The sequence below is a fragment of the Methylomarinovum caldicuralii genome, from assembly GCF_033126985.1.
GTDB lineage: Bacteria > Pseudomonadota > Gammaproteobacteria > Methylococcales > Methylothermaceae > Methylohalobius > Methylohalobius caldicuralii.
The window spans coordinates 2241454-2258322 of the sequence record NZ_AP024714.1 but is presented as its reverse complement, the minus strand read 5'-3'; the positions used below and the strand labels follow the sequence as shown (position 1 = coordinate 2258322).

The 16869-nt window shown below is 63.8% G+C and carries 13 protein-coding genes and 1 pseudogene; 11 read left to right on the top strand and 3 right to left on the bottom strand.

Going from position 1 to position 16869, the window contains the following annotated elements; genetic code table 11:
* Positions 1-136 precede the first annotated feature (136 nt).
* Positions 137-2302 carry a TonB-dependent receptor plug domain-containing protein gene (locus tag MCIT9_RS11440; protein ID WP_317705010.1) on the bottom strand — a complete coding sequence of 722 codons (2166 nt, stop codon included), beginning with the start codon at positions 2300-2302 and terminating at the stop codon, positions 137-139.
* 450 nt (positions 2303-2752) lie between these two features.
* Here MCIT9_RS11440 and MCIT9_RS11435 point away from each other — a divergent pair, with 450 nt between their 5' ends.
* The 8 genes from MCIT9_RS11435 (at position 2753) to MCIT9_RS11400 (ending at position 11001) form a co-directional block, all read left to right on the top strand.
* Positions 2753-4087 (top strand): IS4 family transposase, encoded by a 1335-nt coding sequence (locus MCIT9_RS11435; RefSeq protein WP_317706671.1) that lies wholly within the window; start codon positions 2753-2755, stop codon positions 4085-4087.
* Between the two features lie 436 nt (positions 4088-4523).
* The gene (ltrA, locus tag MCIT9_RS11430; protein WP_317705009.1) at positions 4524-5858 is read left to right on the top strand and encodes a group II intron reverse transcriptase/maturase; all 1335 of its coding nucleotides are present in this window, start codon (positions 4524-4526) and stop codon (positions 5856-5858) included.
* 121 nt (positions 5859-5979) lie between these two features.
* Positions 5980-7440 carry an IS66 family transposase gene (tnpC, locus tag MCIT9_RS11425; protein WP_317705008.1) on the top strand — a complete coding sequence of 487 codons (1461 nt, stop codon included), beginning with the start codon at positions 5980-5982 and terminating at the stop codon, positions 7438-7440.
* A gap of 50 nt (positions 7441-7490) precedes the next feature.
* Positions 7491-7775, top strand: a complete 285-nt coding sequence (locus tag MCIT9_RS11420; RefSeq protein WP_317705007.1) for an N-ATPase subunit AtpR — start codon at positions 7491-7493, stop codon at positions 7773-7775.
* Positions 7776-7809: 34 nt separating this feature from the next.
* A complete protein-coding gene (locus MCIT9_RS11415; protein ID WP_317705006.1) occupies positions 7810-8466 on the top strand; it encodes a F0F1 ATP synthase subunit A in 657 nt (218 codons plus the stop codon).
* The gene (locus tag MCIT9_RS11410) at positions 8463-8738 is read left to right on the top strand and encodes a F0F1 ATP synthase subunit C (RefSeq protein WP_317705005.1); all 276 of its coding nucleotides are present in this window, start codon (positions 8463-8465) and stop codon (positions 8736-8738) included. The genes MCIT9_RS11415 and MCIT9_RS11410 overlap by 4 nt, the downstream gene beginning before the upstream one ends.
* An 8-nt stretch (positions 8739-8746) precedes the next feature.
* Positions 8747-9490: a F0F1 ATP synthase subunit delta gene (locus MCIT9_RS11405; protein ID WP_317705004.1), complete on the top strand. Its 744-nt coding sequence runs from the start codon at positions 8747-8749 to the stop codon at positions 9488-9490.
* Positions 9487-11001 carry a F0F1 ATP synthase subunit alpha gene (locus tag MCIT9_RS11400; protein WP_317705003.1) on the top strand — a complete coding sequence of 505 codons (1515 nt, stop codon included), beginning with the start codon at positions 9487-9489 and terminating at the stop codon, positions 10999-11001. The genes MCIT9_RS11405 and MCIT9_RS11400 overlap by 4 nt, the downstream gene beginning before the upstream one ends.
* Here MCIT9_RS11400 and MCIT9_RS11395 read toward each other — a convergent pair.
* Positions 10982-12721, bottom strand: coding sequence for a methyl-accepting chemotaxis protein (locus MCIT9_RS11395; protein WP_317705002.1), 1740 nt, complete (start codon positions 12719-12721; stop codon positions 10982-10984). The genes MCIT9_RS11400 and MCIT9_RS11395 overlap by 20 nt on opposite strands.
* A 103-nt stretch (positions 12722-12824) precedes the next feature.
* On the opposite strand from MCIT9_RS11395, the gene MCIT9_RS11390 reads away from it, so the two are divergent.
* Positions 12825-13703 (top strand): F0F1 ATP synthase subunit gamma, encoded by an 879-nt coding sequence (locus tag MCIT9_RS11390; protein ID WP_317705001.1) that lies wholly within the window; start codon positions 12825-12827, stop codon positions 13701-13703.
* Positions 13690-13902 (top strand): annotated as a pseudogene (locus MCIT9_RS13750) (SixA phosphatase family protein); the annotation flags it as partial. The gene MCIT9_RS11390 and the pseudogene MCIT9_RS13750, both read left to right, overlap by 14 nt.
* Before the next feature lie 41 nt (positions 13903-13943).
* On the opposite strand, the gene MCIT9_RS11380 reads toward MCIT9_RS13750, so the two are convergent.
* A complete protein-coding gene (locus tag MCIT9_RS11380) occupies positions 13944-14690 on the bottom strand; it encodes a phosphate-starvation-inducible PsiE family protein (RefSeq protein ID WP_479724322.1) in 747 nt (248 codons plus the stop codon).
* 115 nt (positions 14691-14805) lie between these two features.
* On the opposite strand from MCIT9_RS11380, the gene MCIT9_RS11375 reads away from it, so the two are divergent.
* Positions 14806-16845, top strand: a complete 2040-nt coding sequence (locus MCIT9_RS11375; protein ID WP_317704999.1) for a putative bifunctional diguanylate cyclase/phosphodiesterase — start codon at positions 14806-14808, stop codon at positions 16843-16845.
* The last annotated feature ends 24 nt before the right edge of the window (positions 16846-16869 follow it).

The window sequence follows — 16869 nt, the reverse complement described above, 5'->3', positions numbered from 1 at the left end:
AGTTGTGCTTCGCTTCACTCGCCGTGACCGGCTCGTGGCGGGACTTCCACCCGCAGGGGTGCGCCCATGCCGGGCGCACATAGAAAAAAAGCGCGCCCTAGGGCGCGCATGAAAAGTGAATTATCACATTCCCGAATCAGAAATCGTAAGTCAGGTTCGCGTAGAGATTGCGGCCGGGATTCGGAACCCTTGAACCCACCGGCAGATCGCGGGTGCCCCGGACGCGGTTGAGGCCGTTAAGATGATTGGTGTGTTCGTTGTCGAAAACATTATCCACCCCGAGAGCAATTTTAAGACCTTGGATATAGCGATAGCTCGGTTGATATTGCAGACGCAGGTTCAACACACTCCAGTCGGAACTTTTCCGTTCCTTGTTGTAGTCGGCCACCTTGTCTTGGCGCAGCGCGCCCACCAGCTCGGTGGAAAAGGCGAAATCCCGCCAGGAAAAGGTGCCTCTGATCCGTCCATTGAGAGGGGCGATACGGTACAAATTATCATCCTTGCCACTGAGCTTTTGGCCGCGGGTATAATTCAGCAGGCCATCCAGGCGAAAGTAATCTCCCATGGCCAGACCTGCCCGGATATCGGCACCATATAGTTGGACATCGACATTGGTCCACTGCAAGACACAGTCGCTGGCGTCATTGTCTCCGGGAGAGGGATCGTTGGGACAGGTTCGGCCCGGCAACATGGCATTGGCGGCTGCAAGAGCGGTTGGGTCGTTGGTCCGCTGGCCTTGGATGAAATCGTTGATATAACGATAGAAACCCCGGGGCTCGAAGTAAAGATCATGGACCCAACTTCCCAGATGATCCAGATGCAAATCGAATCCGGCCACGGCCTCATAGGATTTCTCGCTGTCCAACCCGATATCGCCGATGTAAACCCGCCCATCCGCGAGACCTCCTGTGGATTCCAGGGGCAGCCAGGTATAGCGCTGCTGGTAGGTGGGCGCCATGGTCTTGCGGGCCAACCCGAGAACCAAATCCAGACTGTCCTGGACAGCATAGCGGAAGTTCATCCCTACATCCACGTCGTGTTGGTCCTGTCGGCGGTCGGAAGCATTGAAACGATCCGCCAACGCGCGGGCTGCCGGTATTTTCTTCGCCGGGGTACCGTCCACCTTGCCGGCATCCATATAGGTAAAGCGGTAACGGACGCCGGCGGTCACGGTGAATTTCTCTACCGGCTCACCCCGCCATTCGGCATAAGCGCTATAGCGGTTGCGGTTGACATCTTCAAAATTCCTGACAAAAAAAGCAGCATTATTGGGATTGCGAATGACTGCATTGTGGAGCGCCACATCCCCGTCAAAACCCACTTCCAGACTGCCGGGACCCACACTTGGTATGGTGACGGCAAACTTATAACCGCCGGTCTCCAGTTCGGTTTCCGCTTCACGCCAGCGCGCTCGGTCGGCAGGCGCGGGCCGTGAGCTGAAGTTGTTCATGACATGATTGGCATTTTGGTAGAAGCCCAAGAAGGCCAGTTTCCAGCCGCCGCCCATATTCCATTCATACTCGCCGCGGTAGATGTTCATCCGGTCAAAAAGAATGTCCATGGGCAAGGCCGGAGTGCCCGATTGACCTGTGTATTTATAGTCGTAGGTAAAGCCGAATTCGTGACCGGCTCGACGAAGGCCGAAACCCAGTTCATAGGTTTCCCGGCTGTATTTGGTGGAATTGACCCTGCGGGTCCGGTCGAAGCGGTAATCCCGTCCACGTTCAACGCTGCCAGAGAAATGGGCGCGAAAATTCTGATTGGCCACACCCAGCAGGCCGGCGCCGTAATGGCCATTGCTGACACCGCTGTAACCCGCACTACCGAACCCCTGCAGCTTGAATTTTTCCTCATCGGTGAATTCACTTCCCCGGGATTTCATCTGGACCGTTCCGCCAATGGTCTCCAATCCGGTACTGACCGGGGTCACCTCCCGGTATACAGTGATCGACTGGAACAAGGAAGATGGAATATGGCTTGCAGGATCATCCATGGCATTGGTGCAAGCAGGTTTTAATGCCATACCGTTGGTAAGCAGGTTGACCCTTTCCCCAAATAGCCCCCGGAACTGGGCAATTCCAGTCAAAGGGCCATTACGATTCACATTGCCCCCGGGCACATGGTTGAGAAATTCGGCGGCATCCAGTGCTCCCGCGGCTCCAGGCTGAAGTGAAACTGTGCCAGGCTCCATGATTTCCCCTTCGACAATCAGGGTCGGTAACTCTTCGTATTCAGCCCACGCGCCATGAATCTGCGAGGCCAGTGCGACGGCAAGCAATTTAGACACGCTGAGTTTATTCATTGCATTTCCCTTAAAATTGAGAGCATCTATCATATATAGGCGAATACTGTTCCATAACAGTAACTCTTTGAAGTGAAAGAACCATGAAACCAATGAATTTGAAATCGCCCTCTTGACTGTGTGATATGCCTCAATCACTGTGTCATATCACACAGTCAGAGTGTGATTGGCTAGTTACCGTTCATTGCGCCAGGCCAAGCCTGGAGAAGGAGGAAGTTATGTAGAAGGAAAGACATCGCTGAAACCTTCAGAGCGACCTGACAGGTGCAAGTCCTGTCCGGCCAAGGCTGGCCACCAGCCGGAACCGAGTGTTGCGTGGTCGAGGAGCGATCCCGACTGCGAAGCGTACACAGGGGGCCTGTAGGCCACCCTATTACCCACATCTCTCGCCCCTGTAGTAAGATATTGATTTCTTTGGATAGGCGTTGACATGAGCTGGGCTGAACAAGAATTTTTTCCCTGGCGCTGGGCGATGCCCGCCTGAACCGGCGGCTGTGCCGGGTGATAGAAGCGATGGCAAACGATCCGATGGCGAGCGTTCCCAACGTTTGCGGGGGTGGCTGGGCGGAGACCAAGGCGGCCTACCGGCTGCTGGACAATGCCAGGCTGGATTTTCGGGAGGTGTTGCGGGCCCACAGTGTGCCGACCCTGGAACGGATCCGGCAGCAGTCGCGGGTGCTGTGCCTGCAGGACACCACCGAGCTGGATTATTCCGGGCGGCCGTCGATGGCGGGGTTGGGACGGCTGAATTACGAGCAGCGTCAGGGGTTGTACCTGCATCCGACGCTGGTGATCAGTGAGGCGGGCGTGGCCCTGGGGGTGACCGACTGCTGGCACTGGGCGCGTTTGCCCAAGGGGGAACCGGACCTGGCCGAAAGCCTGCGTTGGGTGGAAGGTTATGAGCGGGTGGCCGAGATGGCCGCCCTGGCGCCCGAGACCCGGCTGGTGTATGTCGCCGACCGCGAAGGTGACCTTCGGGCCCTGATCGACCGGGCCGAACAGCTGGGCTTTGCCGCCGATTACCTGATCCGGGTGCAGCACGACCGTAAGCTCAATGACCCCCTCGATGGCAAACTGCGGGCCGCGGTCGAAGCCCAGCCGGTGTTGGGGACGATCGCCTTTGACCTGCCGGCCGGCGGCAACCGCCCGGCCCGGCAGGTCACACAAACAATCCGGCTCGCCCGGGTCGAACTGAAGACCCGAAGCGGCCCGGGTCCCCAAGTCACCGTCATCCTGGCCCGGGAAGAGGCGCCCCCCGAAGGCCAGGAAGCGGTCGAATGGTGCCTGATCACCAACGAAGAAATCACCACCCTGGAACAGGCCAGAGCGCGCATCGAATGGTACCGCAAACGGTGGTGGATCGAGGTCTACTTCCGCATCCTCAAAAGCGGCTGCCGCATCGAAGCCCTGCAACTTCGCACCCGGGAACGCCTGGAACGGGCCCTGGTGCTGTATCTGATCGTCGCCTGGCGCATCCTGATGCTGATGACGCTCGGGCGGGAACATCCCGAGTGGTGCTGTGAAGTGGTGTTCTCTGTCGAAGAATGGCAGACCGCCTGGGCCATCCACCATCGCACCCCGCCGCCCGCGACGCCGCCGGATTTGGGCACCATCGTCCGCATCGTGGCCGGCTTTGGCGGCTGGCTGGGGCGCAAGAACGATCCCCCGCCCGGTCCCAAAGCCCTGTGGCAGGGCATGACCAAACTGAGCGCCTACGTGGAGGCCGTGACCGCCATCCGGGCGGCCGAGATCAAGTTCCCTCAGAGAAAACGGATAAGACATTGATTCCTATGAGAAGGGGGAAGATACGGGTAATAGGGTGCCTGTAGGCCGCGTGATGGAGCCTCGAAAGTACGGAATGCGGAGCCGACGTTGTTGAACGGACGGAAGGCAACAGGGGTGGTGCTGTACTGGCCTGGCATCATCCCTCCGCCGGGGTCGAAGAGCGGGGCATGCAGGGCAAGGGTCGCCCAGGAACCTGGGAGGGCTCGAACACTCCCTGCGGGAAGAGCGGTGCGGGCGCCGTGTGAGAAAAGGCCCAGGCCCATCGGAGCGGTGTCCGGCCGATGGGAGCGAACGGGACACGAAGCAGGGTACCGGCGCGCGAAGGCGACGAAGCGCGCTGGGAAGGTGATCGAGCAATCGGAGCCTGCCGATAGTACCTGGGAAGTCGGGGAACCTGCCCCAAGGGACCCGATGGAGGGAAGCGGCAGGTCGGACGATGGGGCTTTCGGAGGGACAGATGGCCGGGACATCGAGCCAGGAGAACATCTCAACACGACAACGGAAGCTAGTGGAACTGGCCCGGATCGAACCGAAGCTGGAACTGACCACGATTGCCCACCACATCGACGTGGTGTGGCTGGAAGAAGCCTGGCGGCGCACCCGCAAGGACGGGGCCGCCGGGGTGGACGGCGTGACTGCATCCCAATACGCAGCCGCCTTAGAGGAGAACCTGACGCGCCTGCTGGAACGGTTCAAGACCGGCCGGTATCGGGCGCCTGCGGTACGGCGCGTCCACCTGCCCAAGCCGGGAACGGGAAAGACCCGCCCGATCGGCATTCCCACGCTGGAAGACAAGGTGCTGCAACGGGCGGTGCTGATGGCGCTGGAACCCATCTTCGAGCAGGACTTTCTCGACTGCGCCTACGGGTTCCGGCCCGGACGCAGTGCCCACCAGGCCCTGGAGAGGCTATGGGGCGGGCTGATGGCCATGGGCGGTGGCTGGGTCATCGACCTGGACATCCAAAACTTCTTCGACGACGTGGACCGGGACCGGCTGCGGAACTTTCTGGGGCAGAGGGTGCGCGACGGCGTGATCTGCCGCGTGATCGGTAAATGGCTGAATGCCGGCGTCATGGAAGGCGGACAGCTTCACTACCCCGAACAAGGGACACCGCAAGGTGGGGTGATCTCCCCACTGCTGGCCAACCTCTACCTGCATCACGTGCTCGACCTGTGGTTCGAGCAGACGGTCAAACCGCGACTGCAAGGCAGCGCCTTCGAAGTCCGGTTCGCCGACGATGCGGTCCTGGTGTTCGAACGGGAAGAAGACGCCCGGCGGGTATTGGCCGTTCCGGGCAAGCGCCTGGCCAAATACGGCCTGCGCCTGCACCCGGACAAAACCCGCCTGCTCGACTTCAGAAAACCCGGACGGAAAGGCCAGAGCTTCCAATACCCGGGATTCACCCACTACTGGGGACGCTCAGGGAAAGGGCGTTGGGTCGTCAAACGCAAGACCGCCCAAGCCCGGCTCAGCCGCTCCCTGCAGGCGATCAACCACTGGTGCCGGATGCACCGCCACTGGCCGGTTGCAGACCAACAAGCGGCCCTGAGCCGCAAACTCAAGGGGCATTATGCCTACTATGGGATCGTCGGCAACAGCCAATCGCTGGCCCGCTTCCTGTACGAGGTCAGACGGCGCTGGTACAAATGGTTGTCCCGCCGCAACCGGGAACGGATGAACTGGGACCATTTTGGGCGGCTGTACAAACGATACCCACTCCCCCCACCGCGCGTGGTTCACGGAATTGCCCGTTGCGTAGCGACGCCATAGTCCGAGGAGCCGGATGCCTTAATCGGGCACGTCCGGATCTGTGGGAACCGCGGGTGAGCAATCGCCCGCGGTCACCCGGCCGGTCTTGCCAAGTGCCTGAAGATTCAGGAGAATGCGGGCCATGGAAAGACTTGATCTGGACCTGAGCCGCCCACCTCCCTTGCCCGGGACGGTGGAGGAATGCCACCGGGTGATCGCAGCGCTTTGGCGGGCGCTGGGAGAATTTCAGCAGATCCAGGCGCGAGTGGAAGAACTGGAGGAACAGTTGGCCTTGGGGTCCGACAATTCCTCCCAACCACCTTCCCAGGACAGCCCGAAGAAGCGCGCCGAGCGCAAGGGCAAGCGACCGACGGGACGCAAGAAAGGGGCGCAGGTGGGACATCCCGGGCACGAGCGGGCTCTGGTTCCGGCAGAAGCAGTGGACGAGGTCCGGCATTACTTTCCCCATGGCCGCTGCGAGTGCGGTGGGTCGGTGGCGGTGCGGGGATTCCGTCCCCATCAGGTGTTCGACCTGCCCGAGATTCGTTACCGGGTGGTCGAACACCGGGTGTATGAAGGCCGCTGTGGGTGGTGTGGTCAGAAGCACCAGGGGCGGCTACCGGATGAGGTGCCCCGCGGCCAGATGGGACCTGGGCTGGTGGCGTGGATTGGCTTGATGACGGGGCGCTATCACCTGTCGCTGCGGGAAGTCGAAGCGCTGCTGGAAGAACAATGGGGTCTGAAATTCAGCCTGGGGGCGATCAGCCAGAGCCAGATCCCGCTGCAGGCGTGGCTGGGTCCGGTCTACAACCAGATTGGCGAGGCGGTCAGAAAAGCGCTGATCGCCCATGCCGACGAGACCCGCCACTACCGGGGCCGCAGCATCTATTGGCTGTGGGCGCTGACGACCGATCAGATGGCGTATTTCCTGACCCATTATTCCCGCGGCAAGGGTGCGGCCGGTGAGCTGTTGGGGGATTTCCAGGGAATCCTGGTGACCGACCGCCACGGGGCCTACAACGACCATCCCCAGGACTCACACCAATACTGCTGGGCGCATCTCATCCGCAACCTGGAACGGATCGCCGGGCGCAAGGGACAGGCCGGCGAAGATGGCGAACGCCTGCTCCGGGCCGCCCGCCTGACGGTTCACTGCGGCAAGCTCTGGCAACAGAGCCATTACCCATCCGACCGCTACCGAAGGCGATTGGAACGCCTCAAAGCCCTCTTCCGGCGCGAACTGGAACAGGCCGCCCAAAGACATGGCGACAACAAAACCGGTCGCAGCTGCCGCAAGTTGTTGGACGATTTTCCCAGGTTCTGGACCTTCCTGGACCATCCCGGGGTACCGATGACCAACAACACGGCAGAGCGTGCCCTACGCCCCTATGTCATCTGGCGCAAGACCAGTTTCTTCAGCCAGTCGCATGGCGGTGACTGCTTCCGCCCCATGATCCTGTCGCTGGTCGAAACCTGCAAGCGCCTCAAGATCGGCGTCTATCAGACCCTGCGGACCATCTGCGCCCAGGGCATGGCAGAGGGCGAGGTCACCTTCCGCCTGCCCCTGCCGGAACCTCAACCACTTCCAGTGGCAAGCCCGTGAACGGTAACGTTACAACGCCTGGCAGTGGATCAAACGGGAGAGCCGCCGCGATGACTGAGGTCTGGCGCTGGCCGCTGCTGTTCGCCGCCGGGCTGGGGTTGGGCGCGTTCTTCTACGGCGGCCTGTGGTGGACGGTGAAACGCCTGCCGGCGGCAGGCCATCCGGTACTGCTGATGCTGGCCAGCTTTGCGGTGCGCACTGCCGTCACCGTCGGCATGATGGCCGGCCTCATGGCCGGGGACTGGCGGCGGCTGGCGGCCGTCCTGGCGGGGTTTGTGGCGATGCGGTTTTTCCTGGTGCGGCGGCAGCGGAGGCATGATGCAGTTCAATCCTGACCAAATTGTTTTGTGGCAGTACGGTCCCTTCAAATTGAGTGCCACCCTTCTCTTCACCTGGGGGGTGATGGCGCTGTTGGTGCTGGGGTCGTGGCTGGCGACCCGCCGCATCCGTCCGACGCTGCGGCCCGGGCGCTGGCAGAATTTCCTGGAGGCGCTGGTGGAGGTGATCCGCAACCAGATCCGGGAGGTGACCCATCAGGACCCGGACCGCTATCTGTGGTTCGTCGGCACCCTGTTTCTGTTCATCGCCCTGTCGAATCTGCTGGCGCCGGTGCCCGGTTACCTGCCTCCCACCGCCTCCCTGTCCACCACCACCGCCCTGGCCCTGTGCGTGTTCGTCGCCGTGCCCTGGGTCGGGATTCGCGAGGTGGGGCTGAAAGCCTATCTGCGCCAGTACCTGGAGCCCCATCCGCTGATGCTGCCCTTCAACGTCATCGGCGAGTTCTCCCGCACCCTGGCCCTGGCGGTGCGCCTTTATGGCAACCTCATGAGCGGGGCGGTGATCGGGGCGGTGCTGATCACCCTGGTGCCATTCTTCTTTCCGGTGGTGATGCAGCTTCTGGGACTGCTGACCGGCTTCATTCAGGCTTACATTTTCGCTATTCTGGCCCTGGTCTACATCGCCTCGGGCTGCCGGGTGCAGCAGGAACGCCGGGCCCGTCTGCGAACACAGGAGGAATCGCCTTGAACGCCGAAACGCTGGTCGCCATGGTTTCCATCTTCACCGCCGGGCTCACCATGGGCCTGGGGGCCATCGGGCCGGCACTGGGGGAGGGGCGGGCGGTGGCCCAGGCCCTGCTCGCCATCGCCCAGCAGCCGGACGAGGCCAACACCATCACCCGGACCCTGTTCGTGGGTCTGGCGATGGTGGAGTCCACCGCCATCTACTGCTTCGTCATCAGCATGATCCTGCTGTTCGCCAATCCCTACTGGGATCACTTCCTGTCCGCCGGATCTTAGAAATGCAGGTGGACTGGCTGACGGTCGTCGCCCAGATCGTCAACTTTCTCATCCTCGCCGCGCTGCTCAAGCGTTTCCTCTACCGCCCCATCGTCACCGCCATGGCCGCGCGCCAGGCCCACATCGAACGCCAGTTGCAGGAGGCCCGCCACCTCAAAGCCCAGGCCGAGCGCCTCATCGCCACCTACCGCCGCCGTCTCGAGGAGGTGGAGCAGCAGAACCAGCAGCTGCTGGAGCAGGCCAGGCAGGAAGCCGAACGCGAGCGTCAGGCACTGCTCGATCAGGCCCGCCTGGAGGTGGAGGCAAAGCGGCGCCAGTGGCTCGAGGCGCTGGCGCGGGAGCAGCATCAGCTGGCCCGCGACCTCGAGCGTCTGCTGGGGGAGCAGCTCATCGCCCTGGGACGCAAGGCCTTTGCGGAGCTGGCCGGCCGCCGTCTGGAAGCATGCCTGGTGGAGACGTTCCTGGAACGGCTGGAAACCTCGCCGGAGCTGCAACGGCTGCTGACCGAGGCCGGCTCCCGCGAGTGGACCGTCGTCACGGCCCAGCCCCTGGATGCGGACCTGCGCCGCAGGATCGAAACCGCGCTGCGGCGTTTCAATCCCGATGTCCGGGTGCGGTTCGTCGAGCGTGACGCGCTGATCCTGGGCATCGCCCTGGAAGCCGGGGACCGCGTGTGGTCCTGGAATCTCGCGGCCTGGCTGGAGCAGCTGGAGGCCGAACTGCAGCGCTTTTTGCAATCGTTGCCGTCATGAGCGAACTGCGGGATCTGCTGCGCCAGCACGGTAACCGTCTGCGGGCGCAGATCGAGTCCTTTCAGTTCCGGCTTGAGCCCGAGGAGATCGGCTGGCTGCGGCACATCGAGCTCGGCGTGGCCCAGGTCCAGGGGTTGCCCGGCGTCAAGGCGATGGAGGTGGTGCATTGCGGCCGCAGCGCCGCCGGGGTGGCCTTCGACCTCGATCCCGCCGCGGTCGGGGTGGTGCTGCTGGATCCGGAAACCGCGGTGCAGGCCGGGATGCCGGTGCGCCGCAGCGGCCGGGTGCTGGATGTGCCGGTCGGGCCCCGGGTGCTGGGACGGGTGCTCGATCCCCTGGGTAGGCCCCTGGACGACGGCCGCCCCCTCGAGGCCGGTGAACGCTGGCCGGTGGAGCGCGAGGCGCCGCCGATCCTGGCCCGGGCACCGGTGACGGTGCCGCTGCTGACCGGCATCAAGGTGATCGACGCCCTCGTTCCCATCGGCCGCGGCCAGCGCGAGCTGATCCTCGGCGACCGCCAGACCGGCAAGACCACCCTCGCCCTGGACACCCTGCTCAATCAGCACGACCAGGACGTCATCTGCATCTACTGCGCCATCGGCCAGCGGGCCCAGACGGTGGCCCGCGCCATCGCCCGGCTGCGGGAGCGGGACGCGATGAAATACTGCGTGGTGGTCAACGCCGGCGGCGAAACTCCCGCCGGGCTGCAGTACCTGGCCCCTTACGCCGCCACCACCATCGGCGAGTGGTTCATGGCCCAGGGGCGCGACGTGCTGGTGATCTACGACGACCTCAGCCGCCACGCCGACGCCTACCGGGCGCTGTCGCTGCTGCTGCGGCGGCCGCCGGGGCGGGAGGCCTATCCCGGCGACGTGTTCTATCTCCACGCCCGCCTGCTGGAACGGGCAACCCATCTCAAGGACGGCGGCAGCCTCACCGCCCTGCCCATCGCCGAAACCCAGGCCCAGAACCTTTCCGCCTACATTCCCACCAACCTGATTTCCATCACCGACGGCCAGCTTTACCTGTCACCGCAGAAGTTCCAGCGCGGCGAACTGCCGGCGGTGGACGTGGGCCGCTCGGTGTCACGGGTGGGGGGCAAGGCCCAGCTTCCGGCCTACCGGGCCGTGGTGGGCGAGCTGAAGCTGGCCTATGCCCAGTACGAGGAACTGGAAACCTTCGCCCGCTTCGGCACCCGGCTGGACGAACGCACCCGCCTGGCCATCGAGCGGGGGCGGCGGGTGCGGGAGCTCCTCAAACAGGAGGAGGGCGACCTGCTGACGCCGCTGGAACAGCTGGCGGTGCTGCTGGCGCTCAACGCCGGGTTGTTCGACGATTTGCCCCTGGAGGAGGCGCGCCCCGCCGAGCGCCGCATTCGGGACGCCGTCCAGACGGAAAAGGAAACGGCCCGCCGCATCGAGACCGGCGAGCCGCTGACAGAAGGGTTGCGCCAGCATCTGTTGCAGCTGGCGCAGCAGGCGCTCGCCCCGCTCAGGTCCGGAAGTGGTTGACAGCCTCTTCCAGACGGGCGGCGGTCTGCCGCAGTTGCTCGGTGGCCTGCAGGGTTTCCTCCATTTTCCGGCAGACCTCGAGGCTGCCCTGATTGATTTCTTCCACGCTCCGGTTGATGGTGCCGCTCACCGCGCTCTGCTGCTCGATGGTGGTGGCGATCTGGGTGTTGAGCTCTCCGGTGGCTTCCACCATGGCGATGATGTTGCTCAGAGCGGTATCCACCGCCTCGGTGCGCTCGGCGCCCTGATGGGCGCTTTCGCGGCTGTGCTCGATCATCTCCACTGCCGAACGGGCCCGGTTGCGCAGTTCGTCGATGGTTTCCTGGATCTGGGCGGTGGACTCCTGGGTGCGGCTGGCCAGGGTGCGAACCTCCTCGGCCACCACCGCGAAACCGCGGCCCTGCTCGCCGGCGCGGGCAGCCTCGATGGCGGCGTTGAGGGCCAGCAGGTTGGTCTGATCGGCGATGCCGCGGATGATTTCCAGCACCTCGCCGATGTTCTTGCTGTCCGCCTCCAGCTTGTGTAGCTCCTCGGTGACTTGGTCGATCTCCCCGGCCAATGCCCGGATTAGCCCGGTGGCGGCGGTGACCACCTCGTGGCCCTGTTTGGCCTCGGCATCGGTTTCCCGGGCGCGGGTTTCCGCCTCGGAGGTGGTCTGGGCCACCTCCTGAATCGAGGCGCTCAGTTCCTGGATGGAGGCGGTGGTGTGCTCGGTGTCGTGGCGCTGTTTTTCCGCCTTGGCCTCGGTTTCCCGCGCGATCCCCGCCATTTCCCCGGCGGCCCGGTTCAGGTGGGCGATGGTGGCTTGAAGATCGTTGACCAGCTGGCGGATCCGGCTGGAGAAGGCGTTGATGTGGCGGGCCATGGTGCCGACCTCGTCTTCGCTTTTGACGTCCAGCTGCACTGTCAGATCGCCGTCGCCGATGGCCTTGAGCTGATCGCCCATGGCCTGCAGGGGCCGGCCGATCATGTGCTGGGTGAGGCGGTAGAAAACCCAGCCGAACAGGGCGATGGCCAGCGCCATGCCCAGGCCCGCCTTGAGCATGTTTTGGCGTACCGCGGCCATCGCATTGTCCAGGGAGGCGATGATTTCGAAGCTGCCGTGCAGATCGCCGGGACGCTTGCCATCCATGGGATAGCCGAGGATGTCGCGGCCGTCGCTGCGGCCCCACAAATCTTGGGAGGTGGCCGGATCACCGTGGCAGATCATGCACTGCTGTTCCAGCCGGACTGGTTGGAAGTAGCGCACGGCGTTGGTCTTGTCGTCGAATACCACGTATTCGTCGGCATTGGGATGGCTGGCGAAGTATTCCAGCGCCTGGCGTTCCAGCGGGGTGGGTTCGTTTTTCGGGTTGCGGGCGTTGGGCCGGGGGGTGCGCAGTTCGAATCCTTCCCTGGCGATCTTGTCCTGGATCACCTTCCAGGCCACCACTACCGGCACCGTCGCCAAGATTTTCCGGCGGCGTTCCCGGGGATTGGCGATGGCGTCGAACTTGCGCAGTTTCTCTGGGGTGATGACTTCCAGATCCCACAGGCGGCTGACCCGGTGGCGCACCGATTCGGCCATTGTTACCACCTTGCGGGCCGTATCCACCTGCTGGGCGATCGCGGCCCGGCGCTGCTGCTGCCAGTACAGGAACAGCAGCAGGCAGGCGATGAGCACGAAGGCGGCAAATACGATCTGGAACAGGCGCATGCCGATGGACTGCTTGAGAAACATGAGACTCTCCAGAGTGAAACGATTTTTGTTGACAGGTTTTTGTGATGGCGCTCAAATTAACCTTAGCCCATTCCGGAATTTTTGCCTTCGGCGGGACGAAAAAGTGGCTCAGACGCTGGAAACCCTGCAGCGGGCCATCGAGCTCAGCACCCGTCTGGCGGACATCGTCCGTACCATGAAGGTGCTGGCGGCGGTGAGCATTCACCAGTACGAGCAGGCGGCGGCGGCGCTGTCGCACTATGCCCATACCGTGGAGCTGGGATTGAGCGGGGTGATCCGCCGCGGCGGGCTGCCGCGCCTGCGTTACCGGGAGGGCAAGCGGGCGGCGGTGGTCTTCGGCTCGGATCAGGGGTTGTGCGGCCGCTTCAACGAGAACCTGGTGGCGTTCGCCGAGGCGGCCCTGGCGGGGGAGGCCCGTATCCTGGTGGTGGGCGCGCGGGCGGAGAGCGCCCTGGAGGCGCGGGGGGTCGCCGTGGAAGAATGTTTTTTCGTGCCGGGATCGGTCGCGGCGATCACCGCCACGGTGCGCCAGATCCTGGAGAAGATCGAGTCCTGGCGCCAGGAGGGGGTGACGACGGTGGACCTGTTTCACCAGCGCCCCCACGGCCGGGGTCGTCCGGCACCGGTGCAGCTGCGCCTTTTGCCGTTGGAGGAAAGCTTCTTCCGCCATCTGGGCCGACATCCCTGGCCGGGGCGGTCCCTGCCGGCCTTCTCGGCGCCGGGGCCGGTTCTGCTGGGTGCCCTGGTGCGCCAGTATCTGTTCGTATCCCTGTACCGCGCCTGCGCCGAATCACTGGCCGCCGAACACGGCCTGCGGCTGCTGGCCATGCAGCAGGCGGAAAGGAACATCCGCCAGCATCTGGAACGGCTGCAAAGCGTCTATCAGCAACAGCGTCAGGAACAGATCACCGCCGAGTTGCTGGAAGTGGCGGCCGGCTTCGAAGCCCTGTTACAAACGGAGAAGACCAATGCCGATACGTGAGCTTTGGCTGCTGCGTCATGCCAAGTCCGCCTGGGACACGGATGCGACCAGCGATTTCGAGCGCCCGCTGAACCGCCGTGGCGAACGGGACGCACCGCGCATGGGGCGGTGGATGCGGCGCCAGGGATGGATCCCGGACCGGGTTCTCGCCTCCCCGGCCCGCCGGGCCCGCCAGACCGCCGAGGCGGTCTGCCGGGAGCTGGGGATCGACCCTGGCGCGATTTGCTGGGAGCTCCGTCTCTATGAAGCCTCGGTGTCGGATTTGCTGGCAGTGTTGCGATCCTGCCCGGAAACCGCCCGCAGGGTGTTGGTGGTGGGCCACAATCCCGGTCTGGAGGCGCTGGCGCTGACCTTGTGCGGGCCGCTGGCGCTGCCGGGGAAGAAGCTGCTTCCCACCGCCGCCTTGCTGCGGCTGGCGGTTTCCGGGGACTGGGCGGATCTTGGCCCCGGGAAGGGGCGACTTCTGGGGCGGGTCCGGACCCGGGATTTGCCCGAGGACCTTTGAGCCAGGCGCAGATCCTGTTCCCGGATCAGCCAGTAGGCTATCCCTAAGGCCAGCAGGGCGAGCGACAGGGCCGCCAGGGTGGCGGCGGACATCTTTTCCGCATCCAGAATGATGAACTTCCGCGCCAGGGCCATCAGGGCGATGAGCACCACCGTCCGCACCCGGATGATGCTCTCCTGGCGCCCGGCGACCTTGATGATGGAATGCTTGAATTCCATCGCGATCAGCACCGTCATGATCATGCCGAACAGGCGTTTGAGCGCCTCCTGATTCAGCGGCTCCAGCCCCCCGAAGACGAGGCCGGCGATCACTTCGCGGATCAGCGCCAGCAGGGCGAAGACGATCACCACCGAGATGATGACGGTGACCGTGACCGCCACCACCTGCTCGAAACGGGCATAGAAACCCAGCGCCTGCCATTCCTCGGCGCGGGTTTCGAAAAGGAAATCACTCAGGCTGCGTTTGTCGGGTCGTTTCGGCATAGGGAAAAATATCCTGACGCGCTTTCTGATCTGGCTACAATCATACCGCCGACACATCACGGTCTGTTTTGTTTTTGGGGACGCACATGACAAGGCGCAAGTTCCGATGAAAGAGGTGAACTGGATTTTCGCACACGCCCCCCACGGCCTCGCTTTGGGATCACCCGAAGGGCGCTGGCTGGCGGCCAATCCCGCCTATTGCCGGATGCTGGGCTACGAGGAGCGCGAATTGCTGCAGATGGACGTCTACGACGTCACCCCGGAGGAGGACCGGCCCATCACACGCCGGTTCCTGGATGCAGTCCACAGGGGGGAGATGGACACGGCGATCTACGAAAAGCGCTACCGCCACAAGCAGGGGCATCTGATCGAGGCCCAGGTAACGGTGGCGGTGGTGCGTAACCCTGACGGCAGCGTCTCGCATTTCGTGATCCAGGCGGTGGATCTGTCCACGGCCCGGGAACGGGAAAACAAGCTGCGGCTTTACGGCGAGCTGTTCGAACACAGCAACGAGGCGATCCTGATCACCGACCGCGACAACCGCATCGTCGCCGTCAATCCGGCCTTCACCCGCATCACCGGCTACAGCGCCGAAGAGGTGCTGGGACGCAATCCCCGGTTCCTGTCCTCGGGCCGCCACGATCGTGCCTTTTACCGCCAGATGTGGCAGGCGCTCAAGACCAGCGGTCATTGGGAAGGGGAGATCGTCAATCGCCGCAAGGACGGGCGGGAATTCCACGAATGGCTGTCGATCAGCGTGATCCGCGACGAACAGGGCCGGACTCAGAACTTCGTTGGCATCTTCACCGACATCAGCACCCTGAAGGACGCCTACGCCCAGGTCGCATTCCTCGCCTATCACGACCCTCTGACCCTGCTGCCCAACCGGGTGCTGCTCCGCGACCGGCTGCAGCAGGCGATCAGCGAGGCCCACCGGGAAGGCTGGCAGGTGGCGCTGCTCTATCTGGATCTGGACAATTTCAAGCACGTCAACGATTCCCTCGGTCACGGAGTCGGCGACCGCTTCCTGCAGGAGATCGCCCGCCGTCTGCGGGGCTGTCTGCGGGAAGGCGACACGGTCAGCCGCCAGGGGGGCGACGAGTTCGCCATTATCCTGCCCCATGTCCGCCAGGCGGATCGCATCGTTTCGGTCATCAAAAAGATCCAGACCGCCCTGGCCGCTCCCATCGCGCTGCAGGGCCAGCAGGTGCGGGCTTCCTTCAGCATCGGTGTGGCATTGTATCCGGATGACGGCGAGGACATCGACACCCTGCTCAAGCACGCCGACGTCGCCATGTACCATGCCAAGGAAGCCGGGCGTGACACCTATCGCTTCTTCACCCCGGCGATGAACGAGCGGGTGCGGGCCCGCCTGCGGCTGGAAAACCGCCTGCGTCAGGCGCTGGAACAGGGGGAGTTCGAGCTCTGGTACCAACCCCGGGTCCGCCTCGCCGACGGCTGCATCTGCGGCGCCGAGGCGTTGCTGCGCTGGCGCCACCCGGAGGAGGGCTGGATCGGGCCGGGCGACTTTATTCCGGTGGCGGAGGAAAGCGGCCTGATCGTCCCCATCGACCAGTGGGTGCTGGAGGAGGTCTGTCGCCAGAACCTTGAATGGCAGCGCCGGGGAGTGGGGGAGATTCCGGTGGCGGTCAACCTGTCGGCGAGGGATTTCCGCCGCCCGGATTTCCGCGACCGTGTCGTTCGGGTGCTGGACGACACCGGGATCGATCCCCGCTGGCTGGAGCTGGAATTGACCGAATCGGTCTTGCTGCAACACACCGACGAAATCATGGCGACCCTGCAAGGGCTCCGGAGCCGCGGGGTGAACTTCGCCATCGACGATTTCGGGACCGGCTACTCCAGCCTGGCCTATCTCAAGCAGCTGCCGGTTTCCATGCTCAAGGTGGACCGCAGCTTCGTGCGCGACGTGCCCGGCGACCCCAACGACGAGGCCATCGTCAAGGCGGTGATCGAGCTGGGGCAGGTGTTCGGCCTGCAGGTAGTGGCCGAGGGAGTGGAAACCGAGGCCCAGCTGCAGTTTCTCTGCCGCCTGGGGTGTGACAGCGTCCAGGGGTTTCATTTCAGCCGCCCGCAGCCGGCCGCCGAATTCGAGAAGTTGCTGCGTCAGCGGGGTAAGTTCGCAACTTGTGATTAAAAAGGGGGCTGGTCTATCCTGACG